Source organism: Thermopirellula anaerolimosa (assembly GCF_054657335.1).
In genome coordinates this window covers 882,903-899,227 of the sequence record NZ_BAAHYX010000006.1, presented here as the reverse complement: position 1 = coordinate 899,227, position 16,325 = coordinate 882,903, and the positions used below count along the sequence as shown (strand labels likewise).

At 60.3% G+C, this 16,325-nt stretch carries 14 protein-coding genes; 13 read left to right on the top strand and 1 reads right to left on the bottom strand.

Annotation, left to right across the window (positions count from 1 at the left end; genetic code table 11):
* Positions 1-182 precede the first annotated feature (182 nt).
* A complete protein-coding gene (locus ACYQ6J_RS09470) occupies positions 183-2,963 on the top strand; it encodes a glycoside hydrolase family 99-like domain-containing protein (protein ID WP_460183938.1) in 2,781 nt (926 codons plus the stop codon).
* A gap of 142 nt (positions 2,964-3,105) precedes the next feature.
* On the opposite strand, the gene ACYQ6J_RS09465 is transcribed toward ACYQ6J_RS09470, so the two are convergent.
* The gene (locus ACYQ6J_RS09465) at positions 3,106-3,522 is read right to left on the bottom strand and encodes a hypothetical protein (RefSeq protein ID WP_460183937.1); all 417 of its coding nucleotides are present in this window, start codon (positions 3,520-3,522) and stop codon (positions 3,106-3,108) included.
* A gap of 657 nt (positions 3,523-4,179) precedes the next feature.
* Here ACYQ6J_RS09465 and ACYQ6J_RS09460 point away from each other — a divergent pair.
* From ACYQ6J_RS09460 to flgK, 12 genes are all read left to right on the top strand, one after another.
* Positions 4,180-5,031, top strand: coding sequence for an SDR family NAD(P)-dependent oxidoreductase (locus ACYQ6J_RS09460; RefSeq protein ID WP_460183936.1), 852 nt, complete (start codon positions 4,180-4,182; stop codon positions 5,029-5,031).
* 423 nt (positions 5,032-5,454) lie between these two features.
* Positions 5,455-6,006 (top strand): ComF family protein, encoded by a 552-nt coding sequence (locus tag ACYQ6J_RS09455; RefSeq protein ID WP_460183935.1) that lies wholly within the window; start codon positions 5,455-5,457, stop codon positions 6,004-6,006.
* A gap of 238 nt (positions 6,007-6,244) precedes the next feature.
* On the top strand, positions 6,245-7,237 hold the full coding sequence (locus ACYQ6J_RS09450; RefSeq protein WP_460183934.1) for a DUF502 domain-containing protein: 993 nt from the start codon (positions 6,245-6,247) through the stop codon (positions 7,235-7,237).
* Positions 7,238-7,313: 76 nt separating this feature from the next.
* Positions 7,314-8,255, top strand: coding sequence for a hydroxymethylbilane synthase (hemC, locus tag ACYQ6J_RS09445; RefSeq protein WP_460183933.1), 942 nt, complete (start codon positions 7,314-7,316; stop codon positions 8,253-8,255).
* A 423-nt stretch (positions 8,256-8,678) separates the two neighbouring features.
* Entirely contained in the window at positions 8,679-9,446 is a 768-nt protein-coding gene (locus tag ACYQ6J_RS09440; protein WP_460183932.1) for a flagellar hook-basal body protein, read from the top strand.
* An 84-nt stretch (positions 9,447-9,530) separates the two neighbouring features.
* Entirely contained in the window at positions 9,531-10,334 is an 804-nt protein-coding gene (gene flgG / locus ACYQ6J_RS09435; RefSeq protein WP_460183931.1) for a flagellar basal-body rod protein FlgG, read from the top strand.
* Positions 10,334-11,413 carry a flagellar basal body P-ring formation chaperone FlgA gene (flgA, locus tag ACYQ6J_RS09430; protein ID WP_460183930.1) on the top strand — a complete coding sequence of 360 codons (1,080 nt, stop codon included), beginning with the start codon at positions 10,334-10,336 and terminating at the stop codon, positions 11,411-11,413. The genes flgG and flgA overlap by 1 nt, the downstream gene beginning before the upstream one ends.
* A gap of 99 nt (positions 11,414-11,512) precedes the next feature.
* Entirely contained in the window at positions 11,513-12,232 is a 720-nt protein-coding gene (locus ACYQ6J_RS09425) for a flagellar basal body L-ring protein FlgH (protein ID WP_460183929.1), read from the top strand.
* 163 nt (positions 12,233-12,395) lie between these two features.
* On the top strand, positions 12,396-13,433 hold the full coding sequence (locus ACYQ6J_RS09420; RefSeq protein ID WP_460183928.1) for a flagellar basal body P-ring protein FlgI: 1,038 nt from the start codon (positions 12,396-12,398) through the stop codon (positions 13,431-13,433).
* A 50-nt stretch (positions 13,434-13,483) separates the two neighbouring features.
* Positions 13,484-13,915, top strand: a complete 432-nt coding sequence (locus ACYQ6J_RS09415; RefSeq protein WP_460183927.1) for a hypothetical protein — start codon at positions 13,484-13,486, stop codon at positions 13,913-13,915.
* An 89-nt stretch (positions 13,916-14,004) separates the two neighbouring features.
* Positions 14,005-14,493, top strand: a complete 489-nt coding sequence (gene flgN, locus ACYQ6J_RS09410) for a flagellar export chaperone FlgN (RefSeq protein WP_460183926.1) — start codon at positions 14,005-14,007, stop codon at positions 14,491-14,493.
* 55 nt (positions 14,494-14,548) lie between these two features.
* Complete coding sequence (gene flgK / locus ACYQ6J_RS09405) at positions 14,549-16,249, top strand: flagellar hook-associated protein FlgK (protein WP_460183925.1); 1,701 nt, start codon at positions 14,549-14,551, stop codon at positions 16,247-16,249.
* Positions 16,250-16,325 lie beyond the last annotated feature (76 nt).

Sequence of the window (16,325 nt, the reverse complement as noted above, 5' to 3'; positions counted from 1 at the left end):
ATCCCGCGCCAAACGGTACGCGTCCTTTCCCGCATTCCTCCCAGCACACTTGCATCCTTCGGCCCCGCGAAGTAAACCGATCGTTAGCGAATGCGATCGCGTTCGGTCGAGGACGCGACGAACGATCCCGGAACAGCGAAACGCACCGGCGTATCACCCACCTGACGAGAGGAACGAGCACGATGTCGGCACGTCGCTTCAACTTGAACCGGAAGATCATCGGCCTGGTTGTGGTCGGCTTCACGGCGTCCGTTCTCTTGTCGCAGGGATGGACGGCCAACGCGGATCAGAACCTGATCGAATGGCGATTCAGTCGACCCGGCGAGCTTCAGGGCTGGAGCGGCGGAGGGCATGTGCGCAATGTCCAAGTCCGCGACGGCCTCTTGCAAGGAGAAACCGTCGGCGACGATCCGATCTTACTCAGTCCGATCTTCGAAATCTCGGCCGGGCCTTTGCAATACGTCGAATTCCGAATGAAAACGGCGAGAGGAGGGGCCGGGCAGCTTTTCTGGACCGAGACGCTGGAGGGGCGTTTCGGCGGCTTCAGTGAAGAGAAAGTCTGCCGCTTCGACGCCTTCTCCGACGGCGAATTCCACGTGTACCGAGTCTATCCCTTTTGGCATGCGGCGAAGAAGATCATCCGTCTGCGACTCGACCCGCCCGCCGCCGGAAGGTTCGCCATCGAATGGATTCGCGTAGCCGAGCACCCGTCCCCCGACACCTCCGAAAAGTCGAGTTGGCGTTTTCCCGCCGACGCCCAAGATTGGATCGCCTGGCGCGACGTTGTCATCGCCGACGTGACCGCCGAAGGGCTGCTGCTTCGATCCCAGGGCAAGTCGCCCACGGTCCTGAGCAAACTATTGTCCATCCCCGCAGATCAAAACGCGTACGTTACCATTCGAATGGCTGTCAACAAGGGAAACGCCGGGAGCATTTTGGCCGTCTCCGGCGATCGTTTTGGGATGGAATCGCTCCCGTTTCCCATTCGGCCCGATGGGAAGATGCACTCGTATCACATCGAAGTCGATCAGATGAACGGTTGGTCGGGACGCGTGATCCTTTTGGGAGTGCAACCGACGGACGCAGCGGATGCCTCGGTGACTTTGGAATCCGTCGAGATCGCCGACGGGCCCCGCGGTCCGGCGGAAATTGAGGTCGCGTTCTTCGGCTCAACGAACGGCGTGAATCGGGTCGGTCGCCCCATCGAGGTGTCGCTCCTTGTGCACAATCTCGGCGGCGAGGCGGTCCGCGACTTGGTCGCGAGTTTGAAATTGCCGAGCGATTGTCGAATCATCGGCAGCAACGAGCAGCGAGTCGATCGGCTTGGTAACCTGCTCCCTCGGACCATTTCTTGGACCGTGGAATGCGGGAGGGCGACGACCGTCGATGCCGCGGTGGAGCTTCGTTCGGCCAATCACCCTACGGTGGTCGCATCGGCGAAAATACCGTTTACCGAATCGCCGCCGGTGACGAAGCAGGATTATATTCCCGCCCCGCAACCGGTCGCATGTCCGTACGACATCGGCGCATTCTATTTCCCCGGTTGGGATTCAATGTCGCGTTGGCAACCCATTCTGGGTTACCCGATGCGAAAACCGGTTCTCGGCTGGTACGACGAGGCCAATCCCGAGTGCGCCGACTGGCAGATCAAGTGGGCCGTCGAGCACGGCATCAAGTTTTTCATGGTTGATTGGTATTGGTCCCAAGGGAATCGGCACTTAGAACACTGGCTCCACAATGCCTACATGAAGTCGCGCTTTCGTCCGTATCTCAAATGGGCGGTTATGTGGGCCAACCACAATCCGCCCAATACGCACTCCGCGGAGGATTGGCGTCAAGTGACGCAGTACTGGATCGACAATTATTTCGGCATGGATGAATACTACCGCATCGACGGCCGGCCCGCCGTATTCATTTGGGCGCCGGCCAACATCCGCAATGACGTGGGCGGAAGCGAAGAGGCGGCGAAGCTCTATGCCATGTCGCAGGAAATGGCGCGCAAGGCGGGTCTGCCGGGCATCTATTTCGTCGCCATGAGTTCCCACGACAGCGAAGCCGCTTGCCGCCAACTCAAGGCGGAGGGCTATGAGGCTTTCACCTCGTATCACGGATTCCAAATCGCGGCGCAAAACGCCGGTTCCAAACGCTTTCCCTTCGCCGACGTTGTCGCAACGTCGCCCGAGGTCTGGCGGCAAGCCGATGCTCGGGCCTCCGGCCTGTTGTACATGCCGATCGTAGATACCGGTTGGGATTCGCAACCCTGGCACGGCACGCGCTCGCTGGTGATAACAGATCGTACGCCCGAGGCATTCGGCCAATTGTGCGTAGAAGCACGGCGGTATGCCGATCAAACCGGAAAGCGCATCATCGCCATCGGACCGTGGAACGAATGGGGCGAAGGGAGCTACATCGAACCCTGCGCAGAGCGCGGCTTCCGCGACTTGGAGGAGTTGCGGCGGGCATTCTGTCCGCCCGGTCCGTGGCCGCCTGCTCTGGTACCGGCGGACATCGGTCGCGGACCGTACGACTTGCCGCCGCCTTCCCTAAAGACGGCCTGGCAATTCGACACCGACGGCGACTTGGGGGGCTGGCTGCCCAACTCGTTGCTTCAAGCCAGGGTCGAAGGCGGGGTCTTAATCGGAAAGACGACCGGCGGCGATCCCATCATTTACAGCCCCGCAGTGCAAATCGAGGCCGAAATCGTCGGAGAGATCGTCATCCGCATGAAATCAAGCCGCGACGACGTGGGCCAATTGTTCTGGGCGACCGCCAATTCGCCGCAGAGCGAAGCCAATAGCGTGCGGTTCAAGATAGTTGGAGACGGCAGGTTTCACGATTACGTGTTGAAGGTAAGAGAATCTCGGCGCTGGCGTGGGCTGATCACTTCGCTCCGATTGGACCCTTCCACGCAATCGGGCGTTGAATTCGCCATCGACGAAATTCGCTGCGGTTCCGGTTCTTGACGATCGAAGCCGCCCTCAATTGAATGAACCGCGTACGGAAAGGGTTGCCCCGTCAAAGCCGGTTATCCGCTTCGGCGCCAAACGCGTCAGAGAGGCCGACGCGACTCGCAAATTGATTTGCGAGTCTGCAACTGAAGCATCGTCACGGTTGGAATCGCGGCGCCTCCTCAGCGTTTTGTGGAGCCGCATTGCCCGTCCCGCCTAAATTACCTGGGATCGGCACCGAAGAGCGAATGGCACGGAAGAGCGCTCCCGCCACGCGTCCCGGTCGGACCTCTCCGTCCGCTTCGTCGCTACTTGCCGTTTGAGAGTCCGCCGCCGGAGTCGATTCGCTCGGATTCTCCGCCGGCGCGGTCGGTGATACGTTCATACCGGAATCCGCATCGCCGCTTCTGCCGGCGGGCGGAGGCGGTGCATTGGGCGAGGTGGTTTGTTCCGGAGATTGAGCTTGCGGCGGAGCGCCATCGACGGTCGGTTGCTTTTCCACTTGCTTGCCACAACCCAGACTGAACAAACCGAGTGCCGCCAAGCCGACCAGAGCCGCGCAATATCGGATCATAGTGTCCTCCTCCTGTGCCGAACTTCCTTCACAATCGCTCCATGGCCCGCGCATCGTTGCATAGCATGCGACATCTTGCCGGCAAACCACGGTGGCGGAGGACCGCCTCCGCCGCTTTCCAAAACCAATTGTTGCAGGCAGCAGGCGGCGAGTCTAGGACGTCCGGCACAATCGCTCGATGCTCGCAATAACAAGCCGCGCGGTAAAGATTGCTTTTTCGACCAAAAGCAGCGCGCTCTTGGGTTAGTGGACAGGCAAGCGGGCAAGCGGCAAGCACGGCCTAAAAGTGTATTAAAACGCACCTTCTTCCCTCGTTCTGCCGTGGCAGGGGGCCGAGGGTGACGGGAAATTGAAATACACCTGTGGGTTTTGACACACTTTCTAAGGTTCATTCGCGCCAAACTCAGCCTTTCCGCAGGCGAAGCGGTAACATCGTGAAGGCTACTCTCCACGTCCCCTGCGTCGTACCATAAACGGGTATTCCAATCGCGAATCAATCGCAGCACCTCCGGCCCGGACGAAACCGAAATGATTGCGGCGGATGTTGCGCGAACGACGCAGTGATCGTGGTCAATCGACAAGCGCGGTGTTTTCCGGTAGACCGCTCAACGTGTGAGCCTGTCTTTCTCCGCATTGCTTTCGAAGGGAAATCCTGCCATGGCACGCATTGCATGGGTAACGGGCGCCTCGAGCGGCATCGGACGAGCAATCGCGCTGCACTTGTCCCAGGCCGGCTACCGCGTTTTCGCCTCGGCCCGCCGCGGCGAAAAGCTCGAGAAACTTCGTTCCAACGATATCGTGCCGCTGCCTTTGGACGTCGGCGATGCCCGTGCGGTGGCGGATGCCGCCCGACAAATCGCGGATGCCGCCGGAAAACTCGATGTTCTCGTCAACAACGCCGGTTTCGGGTTGTACGGTACCATTGAGGGAGCCTCCGACGAAGACGTCCGACGGCAATTCGAAGTCAACGTGTTCGGCCTAGGGCGTGTTACTCGGGCGGCGCTTCCTTTACTGCGGCGCGGCGAACTTCCGACCGTCGTCAACGTTTCCTCGGTGGTCGGAAAACTGGCGCTTCCGTTTGCCGGTTGGTATTCCGCGACCAAGCATGCGGTGGAAGCGATCTCCGACGCATTGCGTCTGGAAACCGCTCCTCTTGGAATTCGGGTAGTGGTGATTGAACCCGGCGCCATCAAAACCGACTTTGACGCCACAGCCTTAGCTCTTTTGGACGCCGCCCAGGATCCATCGGATTACCATCCGGCGAGGAGGGGATTTCGAGAGGCCGTTGTGGAGGCTTACCGCACCGCACCCGGTCCTGAAATCGTGGCTCGAACCGTCTTGCGCGCCGTGCAATCGAAACGCCCGCGGCGGCGTTACGCAACTCCCGGCAGCGCCAAAGCGTTCACGGTAGCTCGGCGACTGTTGCCCGACAGCGCGTTCGACTGGATTTTGTGTCGCGTTTTGCGACTGCGACGTTATTCTCAAGGTTCCGCTCACGACTCGCATTGATTGGGCCGTTGCCGTTTCGTCAGCGTTCCATTGGCATGTGGTAAGTCGAAGGTCACAGTCGTGAATCTGCACGCGGCGGTGTTGTTCGGACGCCGTTCAATCGACGCGGTCCTCGACCTCGTCTTTCCGCCGGTCTGTGAATTGTGCCGGACCGATCTACGGACAGTCAGGCGGGGTGAGGGAGATGGGTCGGCCCGGAACTCCGCAGCGACGAAACCGACAAAGCCCCTTCGGTCCATCATGCTGTGCGCAGGGTGCATCGCAAGCCTCACGGACGGGGATTTTCGGACGTGTCCCCGCTGCGGAGGCTTTGCGGATCCTTCTCCTACGGAAACGGATTGCAATTGGTGTCGCTCAGAGACATTCGCCTTCAGTCGCGTCGTTGCCCTAGGGCCTTATGAGGAGGCTATGGCGGAGGCCGTCTTGAAGACGAAATCGTCCGACGGCGACGCGCTATGCTCAGCCCTGGCGCGACTGCTTTGCGACATCCGCGGCGAAGAACTTCGCGCGTTGAACTGTGATCTCGTGATTCCCATCCCGCTCCACCGATCGCAAGTCCGCGTGCGGGGAATGTGCGGACCGGAATGGATCGCACAAGAGGTTGCGGCCTTTATCAACGTCCCTTGCGAGTCGGGATTGTTGCGCCGGATACGCAAGACGCGTCGGCAGCGCGGCCTCAATCGCAAGGCTCGCTTGCGGAACGTCCGCGGGGCCTTCGGCATCCGCGTAGGCTTCACGAGGCGACTGGCCGAGATGCTATCACTGCCGATTCGACTCATCAGCGGCACAGCGCCGACGCCCGTTAGCAAGCCAAGGGAAATCTTGGCCGGGCGCCGGGTCTTGCTGGTGGACGACGTACTGACGACCGGCGCGACCTGCCACGAGGCCGCCCGAATCCTGCGCAAATCGGGCGCCGTGGAGGTCGCCGTGACCGTTTTGGCACGGGCTCAAGGCGACTCCGGCAAGATTGCTTGATTGACCGCCGACGGTACCGGAGAGGCTTCGACGGTGGGGGGCGGCGTGTCGCTTCGCAGCGAACCAATCAAACGGGGCAGGTGGGAACGACATCAGAACCGGGCCAAGCTACCCCATATGCCCGCCATAATCTAAACTTAGATGAACCCCCTCGCGGATCCCACCCTAGCGTGCCGCACGCTTCAAACGCCGTGTCATCAGCGGTAGAGGAACGGAAGGGGAAGGAGGTAACAGCGACATGTCCGAAGGCTCGCCGCCTGTGGAAGGCCCAAATCAATACCCGGTTTCCATGCCCCCGTCGGAAGGCGGGTCCCAGCCCGCCTCTGCTCGGTCGAGCGGGAAAAAGGTGCGTCGTCCTAGCCCGCTGGACCCTTTTAGAATTGCGGTCTGGCGCGGCTTGGCGACCGTTCTTCCCCCGCTGCTCACGTTTGTGATCCTGATCTGGATCGTGACCACGATCAATCTCTACATCTTTCGTCCGCTCCGCGACGGCACGCGCGATTTGATCTTCCTTTACATCGCCGACATCAAGCCCGCTGCGGCGATTCCAGTCGAGTCGCGGGGCAAACCGGAGGTCGTCCTCGACGGGAAAAGTTATACCCGTCTTCGAGGGGGGAAGTATATCCCCAAACCCATTATCGAGTATTTGGCCGCCGAACTCGGCGAGGAAGAAATTCCCTCCGACGCGCGGGAATGTTATCGGACCTACATTCAACTTCGGTATCTCAAGCCGCACATCATTTTTCCCTTCCTGCTCGCCGTCCTGATTCTAGTGTTGTATCTATTGGGTAAGTTCGTCGCGGCGAGAGTGGGACGGATGGCCTGGGCAACCGTAGAGTCGGCGTTTTTCTCATTTCCTCTGGTGAAAAGCATTTACGGATCGGTAAAACAGGTCAGCGATTTCCTATTGGCGCAACGGCAAATGGAATTCAGCCGGGTGGTTGCCGTCGAATATCCTCGCCGAGGCATCTGGTCGATGGGGCTGGTAACCGGAGAGAGCCTGAATGAGATCCGCACTGCCGCCAACGAACCGATCCTGGCCGTTTTCATTCCGACGTCGCCCGCTCCCATGACCGGGTTCACCGTCAACGTGCCGAAGAAGGACACGATCGATCTGGATATCTCCATCGACCAGGCCATCCAGTTCATCGTGAGTTGCGGCGTGGTGGCGCCCCCGCAGCAACTGGCCCACCCCGTCGAGCGACCGCCGGAAGTTCCGCGGACCGCGTGACTTTTCGGATTGCGAGGCTCCCCGGCGAGTTTCCCAAAATTATCGTTGCGATTCGAAACCAGAGAAAGGAAGCTGCGTGAGGACATTTCGAATCGGAACCCGAGGGAGTGCCTTGGCCCGTTGGCAAGCGGATTATGTGGCCGATCTTCTACGACAGACCGGCGCCTACGTCGAAGTGATCCCGATTGTCACGCACGGGGATCAGTGGAACCGGCAGTCGGTGGACGCACTGGGCACGGTGGGCGTGTTCACCAAGGCGATCCAAGACGCTTTGCTAGCGACCGAGGTCGACATTGCCGTCCACAGCCTGAAGGACCTGCCGACTGAGAACGCTCCCGGGCTTGTACTTGCGGCGGTTCCCGTTCGGGGTCCGGCGGGCGACGTATTGATTTCCCGTGAAGGCCGATCTTTGGAACAGTTGCCCGAGCGTGCCGTCGTGGGTACGGGGAGTCGCCGCCGAATCTCTCAGTTGCTGCACGTTCGCCCCGATCTTCGCATTCGTCCCATTCGCGGCAACGTCCAAACTCGATTGGGGAAGTTGCAGAGCGGGGAACTGGATGCGCTGATTCTTGCAGAGGCGGGGCTTGTGAGACTGGGATTGAACGATCTTTCCCGATCTCCTCTGCTTCCCCAGTACCTCTTGCCCGCCGCTGGACAAGGGGCGTTGGGGATCGAGGCCCGCAGCGACGATCTCGAGGCTCGGGCCTTGCTGGCTCCGCTCAACGATCCGGAAACCTTCGCAGCCATCACCGCGGAACGGGCTTTCTTGGCCGAATTGGGCGGCGGTTGTCTCGCCCCAGTGGCTGTTTGGGCGCGGAGGGCAGGCGGTACGTTGCTTTTAACGGGCCGGGTGCTTTCCGTGGACGGCACTCGAAAACTGGAAGCCTCGGTTATCGGCCGATGGGACTTCCCGGAGGAGTTGGGTCGCCGAGCGGCCGCGATTTGCCTCACCCAAGGCGCCGACCAAATCCTTGCCGCCGCCCGATCCTCGCAATCGCCGAGCGACTCCGGCTCTTAGGCGGTTCGCTCACCTCGCCCTAACCTACCACCAGAAGCCTCGCGTAGCGAAGCCCTGCCCAAATCGCCTCGAGGCCCCCCTAACAAAACCTGCTGCACGGGATGTCGAGCCTCGACTGCGACCGGACGGCCCGATCCGTCATCGGCGATTCTCGCCGATCCCACGGCAAAGACGGCTATTTTCGCCGATCCGGACCGCAACCAGCCGGGAGGCGAGCGTTCGCGAACCCCACATCACGACTCTCACGTCATTCCATAAAGCATTTCTCTATAGATGTTTACGGAAACGCAACGCGAGGATCGCAGCGAGGAATGAATCTGCGGAACGGCACTTGCTGATGCAACGGTCGCGAAACGCGACGGAATAGTTTCCACGATCGGCAACTCTTACCGCCGTCAACGCTTTTTCGGAGTCGTCCACGCCATGCCGTTCGGATTGTACATTTCCGCCGAAGGCGCCCATGCCCAAAACCGCCGCATGGAAGTCATCGCCAATAACTTGGCGAACGTGGACACGACCGGCTTCAAGCGCCAATTGGCGGTCTGTCAGGCTCGTTACACCGAATCCGTCGCACGAGGCTACGAACTGCCGGGAAGCGGCGGTCCGGACGACTTGCCCGGCGGCGTCATCGTACCCATGACGAAAACGGAGTTGGTCCCCGGTCCGTTGAAAGAGACGGGCACCCCTACGGACTTCGCGATGCGGGGAGAAGGGTTCTTCCTTGTCCAAAAAGGTGAGGAGACCTTCCTCACGCGATCCGGGAGCTTTCGGCTAACCGAACAAGGCGAATTGGTCACGGAATTCGGCGGCGAGCGCTACTACGTGCTGAGCGATACCGGCCAAAAGATTCTGCTGAATCCTCGCGACTTGGGACCGTGGGAAGTATCGCCGCAGGGCGTCGTGCGACAAGCCGGCGTGGCGCAGAACCTCGCCGTGGTTCGACCGCAGTCGCCCGACGATGTGGTTCCCGTCGGCGAGAATCTGTTTCGCGTCCGCAACGAGGCCGAGGCGGTTCCATTACCCGAGCGTCATGTCGCTCAGGGCTACTTGGAGATGTCCGCGGTTCAGCCGACCAACGAAATGGTCGCTCTGCTCGAGACCTCGCGTCTCCTGGAAGCCAACATCAATATGCTTCAGACCCAAGATCAAATGCTGGCCGGCCTGTTCAACCGAGTGCTGAAGACCGCTTAATTCCCTATGCCGCACTAAACAACAGGCAAAACTGCTATCGTTCGAGCGGGTTGGATTCGCTGAGCAAGAGAGGTGTGAGGGACGATGAGCGTTCAAACCCTATATTCGGCCGCCACCGGCATGACGGCGATGGAAAAAAAGCTCGATGTCATCGCCAATAACTTGGCGAACATCGAGACCACCGGTTTCAAACGCGGGCGGGCCAATTTCGAGGACCTGTTTTATCGCCACGAGGTCTTTCCGGGGGCCGAGGACAGCTCAGGTCAATTCACCCCGACGGGCATTTCGATCGGCTTAGGCTCTCGGCTCTCCAGCATCCAAACCGACTTCCGGCAGGGGGCCTTCCAGCAGACCTCCAATCAACTCGACGTCGCCATCGAAGGCCCCGGCTTTTTCCAGGTGTTGGATCCCTCGGGACAAATTTACTACAGCCGAGCAGGGAACTTTTCCATCAATGCCAACGGCAACCTCGTACTAGGCTCCGCACACACCGGACGCTTGCTCGAACCGCCCATCGTTATTCCGGAGGACGCGACCGCCGTTTCCATCACTCCCGAGGGTCGGGTTTTTGTGCAGCAACCGGAGAACCCGCAACTGACGCCCGTCGGCGACATCGAACTCGTAACCTTCATCAATCCCGAGGGATTGCTCAAGTTGGGTGAGAACCTCTTCGCCCAGACCGACGCCTCGGGAGCACCCACGGCGGGTACGCCGGGGCAAGAGGGACGCGGACTGCTGCGGCAGAACGCACTCGAAGCGTCCAACGTCGAACCGGTGCGGGAACTGATCGACTTGATCACCACGCAGCGGGCCTTCGAGATGAATTCCCAAGCCGTTCAGGTCGGCGACCAAATGATGCAATTGGTCGCCAACATGAGGAGGTACTGATGACGGCCGAAAGGAGAAACGGGACGGAACGATTCTTGCGGAGGGGCGGCCTTGTGCGGCAAGCCGCTTGTGCGGCGTTGCTCTTCGCCTGGATGGTCGCAGCGGCACCCGCCGCGCGAACCGCCGAATTGTCTCTGCGCACCGCCGTGACTTGCGGCGGACCCGTCGTGACTCTCGGCGACCTGTTCGAGATTCGCGGATCGGACCCGACCGCCGACGCGGCGTTGGCGGTGATTCCGCTATTTCCCGCCCCGCCGTTCGGAGAACGGCGATTCGTCTCGCGTCAAGAGATTCAAGACATCCTGGCACTGCGGGGCATCGATCTACGTCCCCATACCTGGACAGGTTCCGCGATGATCGCCCTCACCTCCGCGCCGACTCGCTTGGTCCGAAATGACGAGACGGTCGGCGACGCCGTTCGACGGCGGGCCGAGGAAAAGGCCGCCGCCGCCCTGCGTGAATACCTGAATCGCACACAATCGGCGGGGCCGGTCTGGCAAGTGCAAGTGGAACTCGACGATCGTCAAGCACGCTGGCTTGGCTCGCCCGATGCTCGCGTCGAGGTGGAGTCGGATTCCGCCTTGGGAGTGGATCGCAGAAGGTTTTTGGTGTGCGTCACCGCGACCGGAGAAAGGACGCGATTTTCGATCGAGGCCCAAGTGCTCGCCGTGCAACCGGTGGTTGTGGCTTCCCGGCCTTTGGCGCGGGACTCGATTCTGACCCCCGCCGACGTCGGTTTGAGCTACGAAGCTGCGGGAGGTCCCGAAAGCAATCCCTTGCATTCGCTGGAAGAGGCGATCGGCAAGCAACTGACCCTTAGCGTTTCCGCCGGCCGCGTACTGGATGGAAGCGTGCTTCGGGAACCGATTCTAGTGCGACGGAACGACGTCGTTACGGTGTACACCCGGGCGCCCGGCATCGTGATTCGCACCAATGCCCGAGCCAAGGACGACGCCGCGCGCGGACAGTGGATTCCCGTGGAAACCTTGGAGGTTCGCGGAAAACCGATCATGGCTCGGGTCATCGGATTTCGCGAAGTGGAGGTCCTCGCCGGAAGCATCCGGACGCGCGAGCAGTGAATGCTCGCCCGATGTGCCGGGGAGGTCTCAAGTCGCAAATCAACTCGAGTGTCCAAACGAGTCGCGGCGTTGCGAACTATTGATTAGCGAGAACCGGATATGCCTTGGTTGTGGATACATCAGCGACGAAATGAAAACCGCGACTTCCGTTCGATACGGCGGCGTGCCGTCGCGGTCTTGATTGCGGCGGCGTGCCTGCCTTTGGCGACCAAGGTTGCGGTCGCCCAATCGAGCAGCTTGATGTCGGTCGAGGGCGCACCTGCCCCGACCTTGAGTCGTTTTTCGTGGACCTACCAACCGCCGCAGCAACCCAGAACGCTCCGCTTGCACGACCTGATCACCGTCCTGGTCGATGAGAAGACTCAAGTCATCGCCGAAGGAAACATGGATCGCCGCAAAAAGGCGGACGGGAAATTCGTGCTCTCCGACTGGATTCTTCTGAAGGGCTGGAGCCTCGTACCCGATCCGCAGTCGAACGGCGATCCGACCATCGCGGCCCAAATGGAGAACAAGTATCGCGCCCAATCCGAGCTATCCACTCGGGAAGCGATGAAACTGCGCGTGGCCTGCGAGGTGGTGGACATTCGACCGAACGGCACGCTGGTGATTGAAGGCCGCCGGGCCATTTTGGTCAACAACGAGAGTTGGGAGATCTACGTCACCGGCACCATCGATCCGCAAACGATCCTTCCCGACAACACCGTTCTCAGCGAAAACGTCGCCAATCTCCGCGTGGTCAAGCGTGAGGGCGGACACGTGCGGGACGGATACCGTCGCGGTTGGCTCTTGAAATGGATGGACGAACATCAACCGTTTTGACCGGCCCCGATTGCTACTGGAACTCTATTGCGGTCCTGACGAATCGACACGAAAGACCTGAGCGATGAGCCGCAAGCAACGCAGACTCCCGTCTCCCATTGCGACGATCCGCCGTCCGGTACGCCGTGAATTCGCTCGTCGCCTCTCCGGGAGTACGGTGTTGATGACGGCGGTCGTTCTTTTCGGCGTGCTGGGTACCTGGCAAGAGACTTTCGGCGCGGTACCCCTCAAGACGATTTGCCGCGTAAAAGGCCAGGAAGAAAACACCTTGCACGGTCTGGGGTTGGTCGTGGGATTGAAGGGAACCGGCGACGGCGGCAGTTTTCTCCCGACCGTGCGGAGCATGGGCGTCGCCCTTGAGATGATGGGGAACCCCCTCGGCAAGAACGGCTTGGGAGAATTGAAGGACGCGAAGAACGTCGCCTTGGTGATGGTGACGGCGGTGGTGCCCGCCGCGGGAGTCCGGCAGGGCGACAAAGTCGATTGCACGGTGCACTCCGTGGGTTCAGCCAAGAGCTTGGCCGGGGGCATGCTCTTCCTCACGCCGCTGGTCGGTCCCAATCCGCAAGACGAACGCGTGTACGCCCTCGCGGAAGGCCCGATCACCCTGGATTCCGCGGATATGAGCACCACCGGTCGGATTCACGGCGGTTGCCGATTCGAGGCCGACTTCTTCAACCCCTTTGTCAAGGACGGACGCGTCACCCTGGTGCTCGAACCGGCCTACGCGGATTTTCAAGTCGCGCAAGAGACGGCGGAACTTATCAACAGCCAAATGAGCGTGCAAACCGGCGGCGTACCCGTCGCCAAGGCCGTCAATCAGGTCAACATCGAGGTGCTCATTCCCCGTCAATACGCCGACGACCCGGTGCTATTCGTGTCCCAATTGCTGGAACTTCCATTGATGGACGTTCCGCTCGGGCCGCGCGTCGTCATCAACGAGCGATCGGGCACCATTCTGATCGGCGGCGACGTGGAAATCGGCCCCGTCGTGGTGACGCACAAAAACATGGTCATTCAGGCCGGCGGCGGAGCGCTCGCGCAATTCGTGGCCGTGGACTCCCAACAACCTCAGAATCCCACTTTGAAATCGCTGGTGGATGCCCTGAACGCCTTGAATACGCCGCCGCAAGACATCATTACGATCATCAAAGGCCTGGAACGGAACGGCAAACTCCGCGCGCAGCTCATTCTTCAGTAACGCGATCGTCGAGGTTCCCGAGTTCTTCGTTGATTGCGAGGTTGGATTCCATGACTTCCATCCGCCCACTTCCCAACGCCAGCGCCGCCTTACCGGTCCGAGTCGCTGCCGGATCGCGTGCCCGGCCAGGGATCGACGGCGGATTCGAAACGGCACTCTCGAACCAAGCGGCGGCCCTGCGGAAGGCTGAAATCACCGCCCCGCCGCACGGCAACTCAGTCGTCGAGACATCCAGCGCCGAGGATGACGGCGATGTCCGCAAGGCATTCCAATCCTTCGTCGGACAAACGTTCTTTGGATTGATGCTCAAGGAATTGCGGAAATCCGTGCACAAGACGCCCTATTTCCACGGCGGAATGGCGGAGGAAGTCTTCCAGCAACAATTGGATTCCGTGCTATCGGAAAAACTTGCCGACACCGCCGGCGAGAAACTCGCGAACCCCATGTACGAATTGTTTCAGCTTCGCACTCACGGACGCTGAACCCGGTCGTCGATCACCGGATCGACCGGCGCGGGACCGCAAGCATTCGGAGCCCAACTCAATCGGGCCGCATCGCAAGGACGAGATGCATGTCGAGTAATTGGGACACGCAATTGGCCTCACTGCTGAACGAACTCTCCGACCTGCAACGGCATTCCTTGGATGTCCTGGAGCGCAAGCGGCGAGCACTTGCGACCGCGGACATGGAAGGCCTTGCCCAAGCCACGGAGGAAGAAGGCCGAATCGTTGAACGTCTCCAATCCTTCGTGGCAAGACGAGAGGCGTTACTGGAACAGGCCAACCGTGAAGGTTTGCCTTGCCGCGGCATCCGCGAATTGGCGACCGCCGCCGGGGGCGGCGTGGCGCAGCGAAGGCAATTGCTGGAGGCGAGCGGTCGGGCGAGACTGCTTCAAGTACAAGCGTTGACAAACTGGATGCTCACGCAGAGAGCCATCATACATCTTTCGCAATTGCTAGAGATTATCGCAACCGGCGGTCGGCCCAAGCCGACATATGATAAGGACGAAACACGCCAACGCGTGGAAAGCTGCGGCGCCCTGGTGGACCAGGAGGTTTAGGAAAATGAACGCGGCCCGCTAGCAAAGCGGCGACCGGCTACCTTTGGGTTGGGTTATGTCCCTATTCAGTTCCATCCGCATGGCCAACAACACCTTGCGAGCGGATCAAATCGCTCTCCAGGTGGTGGGGCAGAATATCGCCAATGCGGAAACGCCGGGCTACGTCCGCGAAGAGGTCATTCTTCAGCCCGCGGCCTCGTACAAGTTCGGAGGGTTCACGCTCGGGCTTGGCGTCGAAGTCGAGGCCATCGTTCAAAAGATCGATCACTTCCTCGAGGAACGTCTCCGCGGGTCCGTCAGCGACCGATCCTCCGCCGAGGTTCAGGAGCAGGCCTACCAGCAATTGGAGGGACTGATCCGGGAACTGAATGATACGGACTTGAGCAGCGACTTCACACGATTCTTCTCGGCCATTTCCGAGGTTCTCAATCAACCGGAAAGCGCCGCCAATCGCAACCAAGTCGTGCTTCAAGGACGGACGCTGGCCCAAAACATAAAACGCCTGTACGAACGCGTGAACACCATTCGGCAGGACTTCGACAAGCGGGTGGAAACGGTCGCCGATCGCATCAATCGCCTTACTTCCGAGATTCAGCAACTCAACATCCGCATCTCCGAAATGGAAGGCGGCAGCGTATCCAAGAGCGACGCCGTCGGTCTCCGCGACCGCCGCAACCAAGCCCTGGAGGAACTCGCGGGCCTGATCGACATCCGGGTTGAGGAACAACCGAGTAGCGGCGTGGCGGTCTACTCCGGGGGACTATTCTTGGTTTACGAGGGCACGCGACGCGAGGTCGAAGTCTCGCATTCCACCGACCGCGGGATCGCCATCTCGGAGGTGCACCTGGCGGAAACCGACTCGAATTTGGAGACCGCCGGCGGGGAACTGCACGGCCTGATCCAATCCCGGGACGAGGTGCTCGGAGGCTTCGTCGATCGTCTGAATGAATTGGCTTCCGCGCTCATCTTCGAATTCAACAAGATCTACTCCAGCGGCCAGGGATTGTCGGGCTATCAGGACCTGACGAGTTCCACCGCGGTCACGGAACGCGACGTTCCCTTGGATGCGGCGGGATTGCCTTTTACGCCCGTCAACGGCGGTTTCGACCTGCTTCTGCGAAATACCAACAGCGGTGTTACGCAATCTCATGCCATTCGGGTCAATCTTACGGGAATCCAAGACGACGACACGACCTTGGAAGATTTGGCCGACCAGATCAATGCCATTGACGGATTGGAGGCGACGATCCTTTCCACGGGCAAGCTTCGTATCCGCGCGACCGCTCCGGACACCGAATTCGCCTTCGCCAACGATACCAGCGGAATCTTGGCGGCCTTAGGACTGAACACGTTTTTTGTCGGTCGAAATGCGCGAGACATCGCCGTCAATACGGTGGTCGCCGCCGCACCGAAGACCTTCGCGGCGAGCAGCGGCGGAATCGGCGCCGACACGCAAAACGCCGTCACTTTGGCCGCTTTCATCGATCAACCCCTGGCGAGCTTCGGCGGCGTGAGTATCTCGGCCATGTACGATTCCATGATCGCGGAGGTCACGCAAGGCGCCGCGGTCACCACGGCGGAGGCCGAGTCCGCACGGACCTTCGAAAGTACCTTGCGAGGGCAAAAATTGGCGATCAGCGGCGTCAATCTGGATGAAGAGGCCATCCGCATGATCATGTTTCAACGTCAATTCCAAGCCTCGGCGCGATACATCAAGACTTTAACCGATTTGCTGGACATTTTAGTGAATATTTGACCATTCGCGAGTTGCAACCAAAGATCGTAGACCCAATCCATCCGCACCCGTGCGGCGTCGGCATGGGCGGAAGCGG

What these genes read in the sequence shown, in the direction of transcription:
- flgG (WP_460183931.1), top strand. Translation starts at nt 9,531, where the DNA reads ATGAGCGTTCAAACCCTATATTCGGCCGCCACCGGCATGACGGCGATG.
- ACYQ6J_RS09440 (WP_460183932.1), top strand. Translation starts at nt 8,679, where the DNA reads ATGCCGTTCGGATTGTACATTTCCGCCGAAGGCGCCCATGCCCAAAAC.
- ACYQ6J_RS09460 (WP_460183936.1), top strand. Translation starts at nt 4,180, where the DNA reads ATGGCACGCATTGCATGGGTAACGGGCGCCTCGAGCGGCATCGGACGA.
- flgA (WP_460183930.1), top strand. Translation starts at nt 10,334, where the DNA reads ATGACGGCCGAAAGGAGAAACGGGACGGAACGATTCTTGCGGAGGGGC.
- ACYQ6J_RS09420 (WP_460183928.1), top strand. Translation starts at nt 12,396, where the DNA reads ATGACGGCGGTCGTTCTTTTCGGCGTGCTGGGTACCTGGCAAGAGACT.
- ACYQ6J_RS09425 (WP_460183929.1), top strand. Translation starts at nt 11,513, where the DNA reads ATGCCTTGGTTGTGGATACATCAGCGACGAAATGAAAACCGCGACTTC.
- ACYQ6J_RS09415 (WP_460183927.1), top strand. Translation starts at nt 13,484, where the DNA reads ATGACTTCCATCCGCCCACTTCCCAACGCCAGCGCCGCCTTACCGGTC.
- ACYQ6J_RS09465 (WP_460183937.1), bottom strand. Translation starts at nt 3,522, where the DNA reads ATGATCCGATATTGCGCGGCTCTGGTCGGCTTGGCGGCACTCGGTTTG.
- ACYQ6J_RS09470 (WP_460183938.1), top strand. Translation starts at nt 183, where the DNA reads ATGTCGGCACGTCGCTTCAACTTGAACCGGAAGATCATCGGCCTGGTT.
- flgK (WP_460183925.1), top strand. Translation starts at nt 14,549, where the DNA reads ATGTCCCTATTCAGTTCCATCCGCATGGCCAACAACACCTTGCGAGCG.
- flgN (WP_460183926.1), top strand. Translation starts at nt 14,005, where the DNA reads ATGTCGAGTAATTGGGACACGCAATTGGCCTCACTGCTGAACGAACTC.
- ACYQ6J_RS09450 (WP_460183934.1), top strand. Translation starts at nt 6,245, where the DNA reads ATGTCCGAAGGCTCGCCGCCTGTGGAAGGCCCAAATCAATACCCGGTT.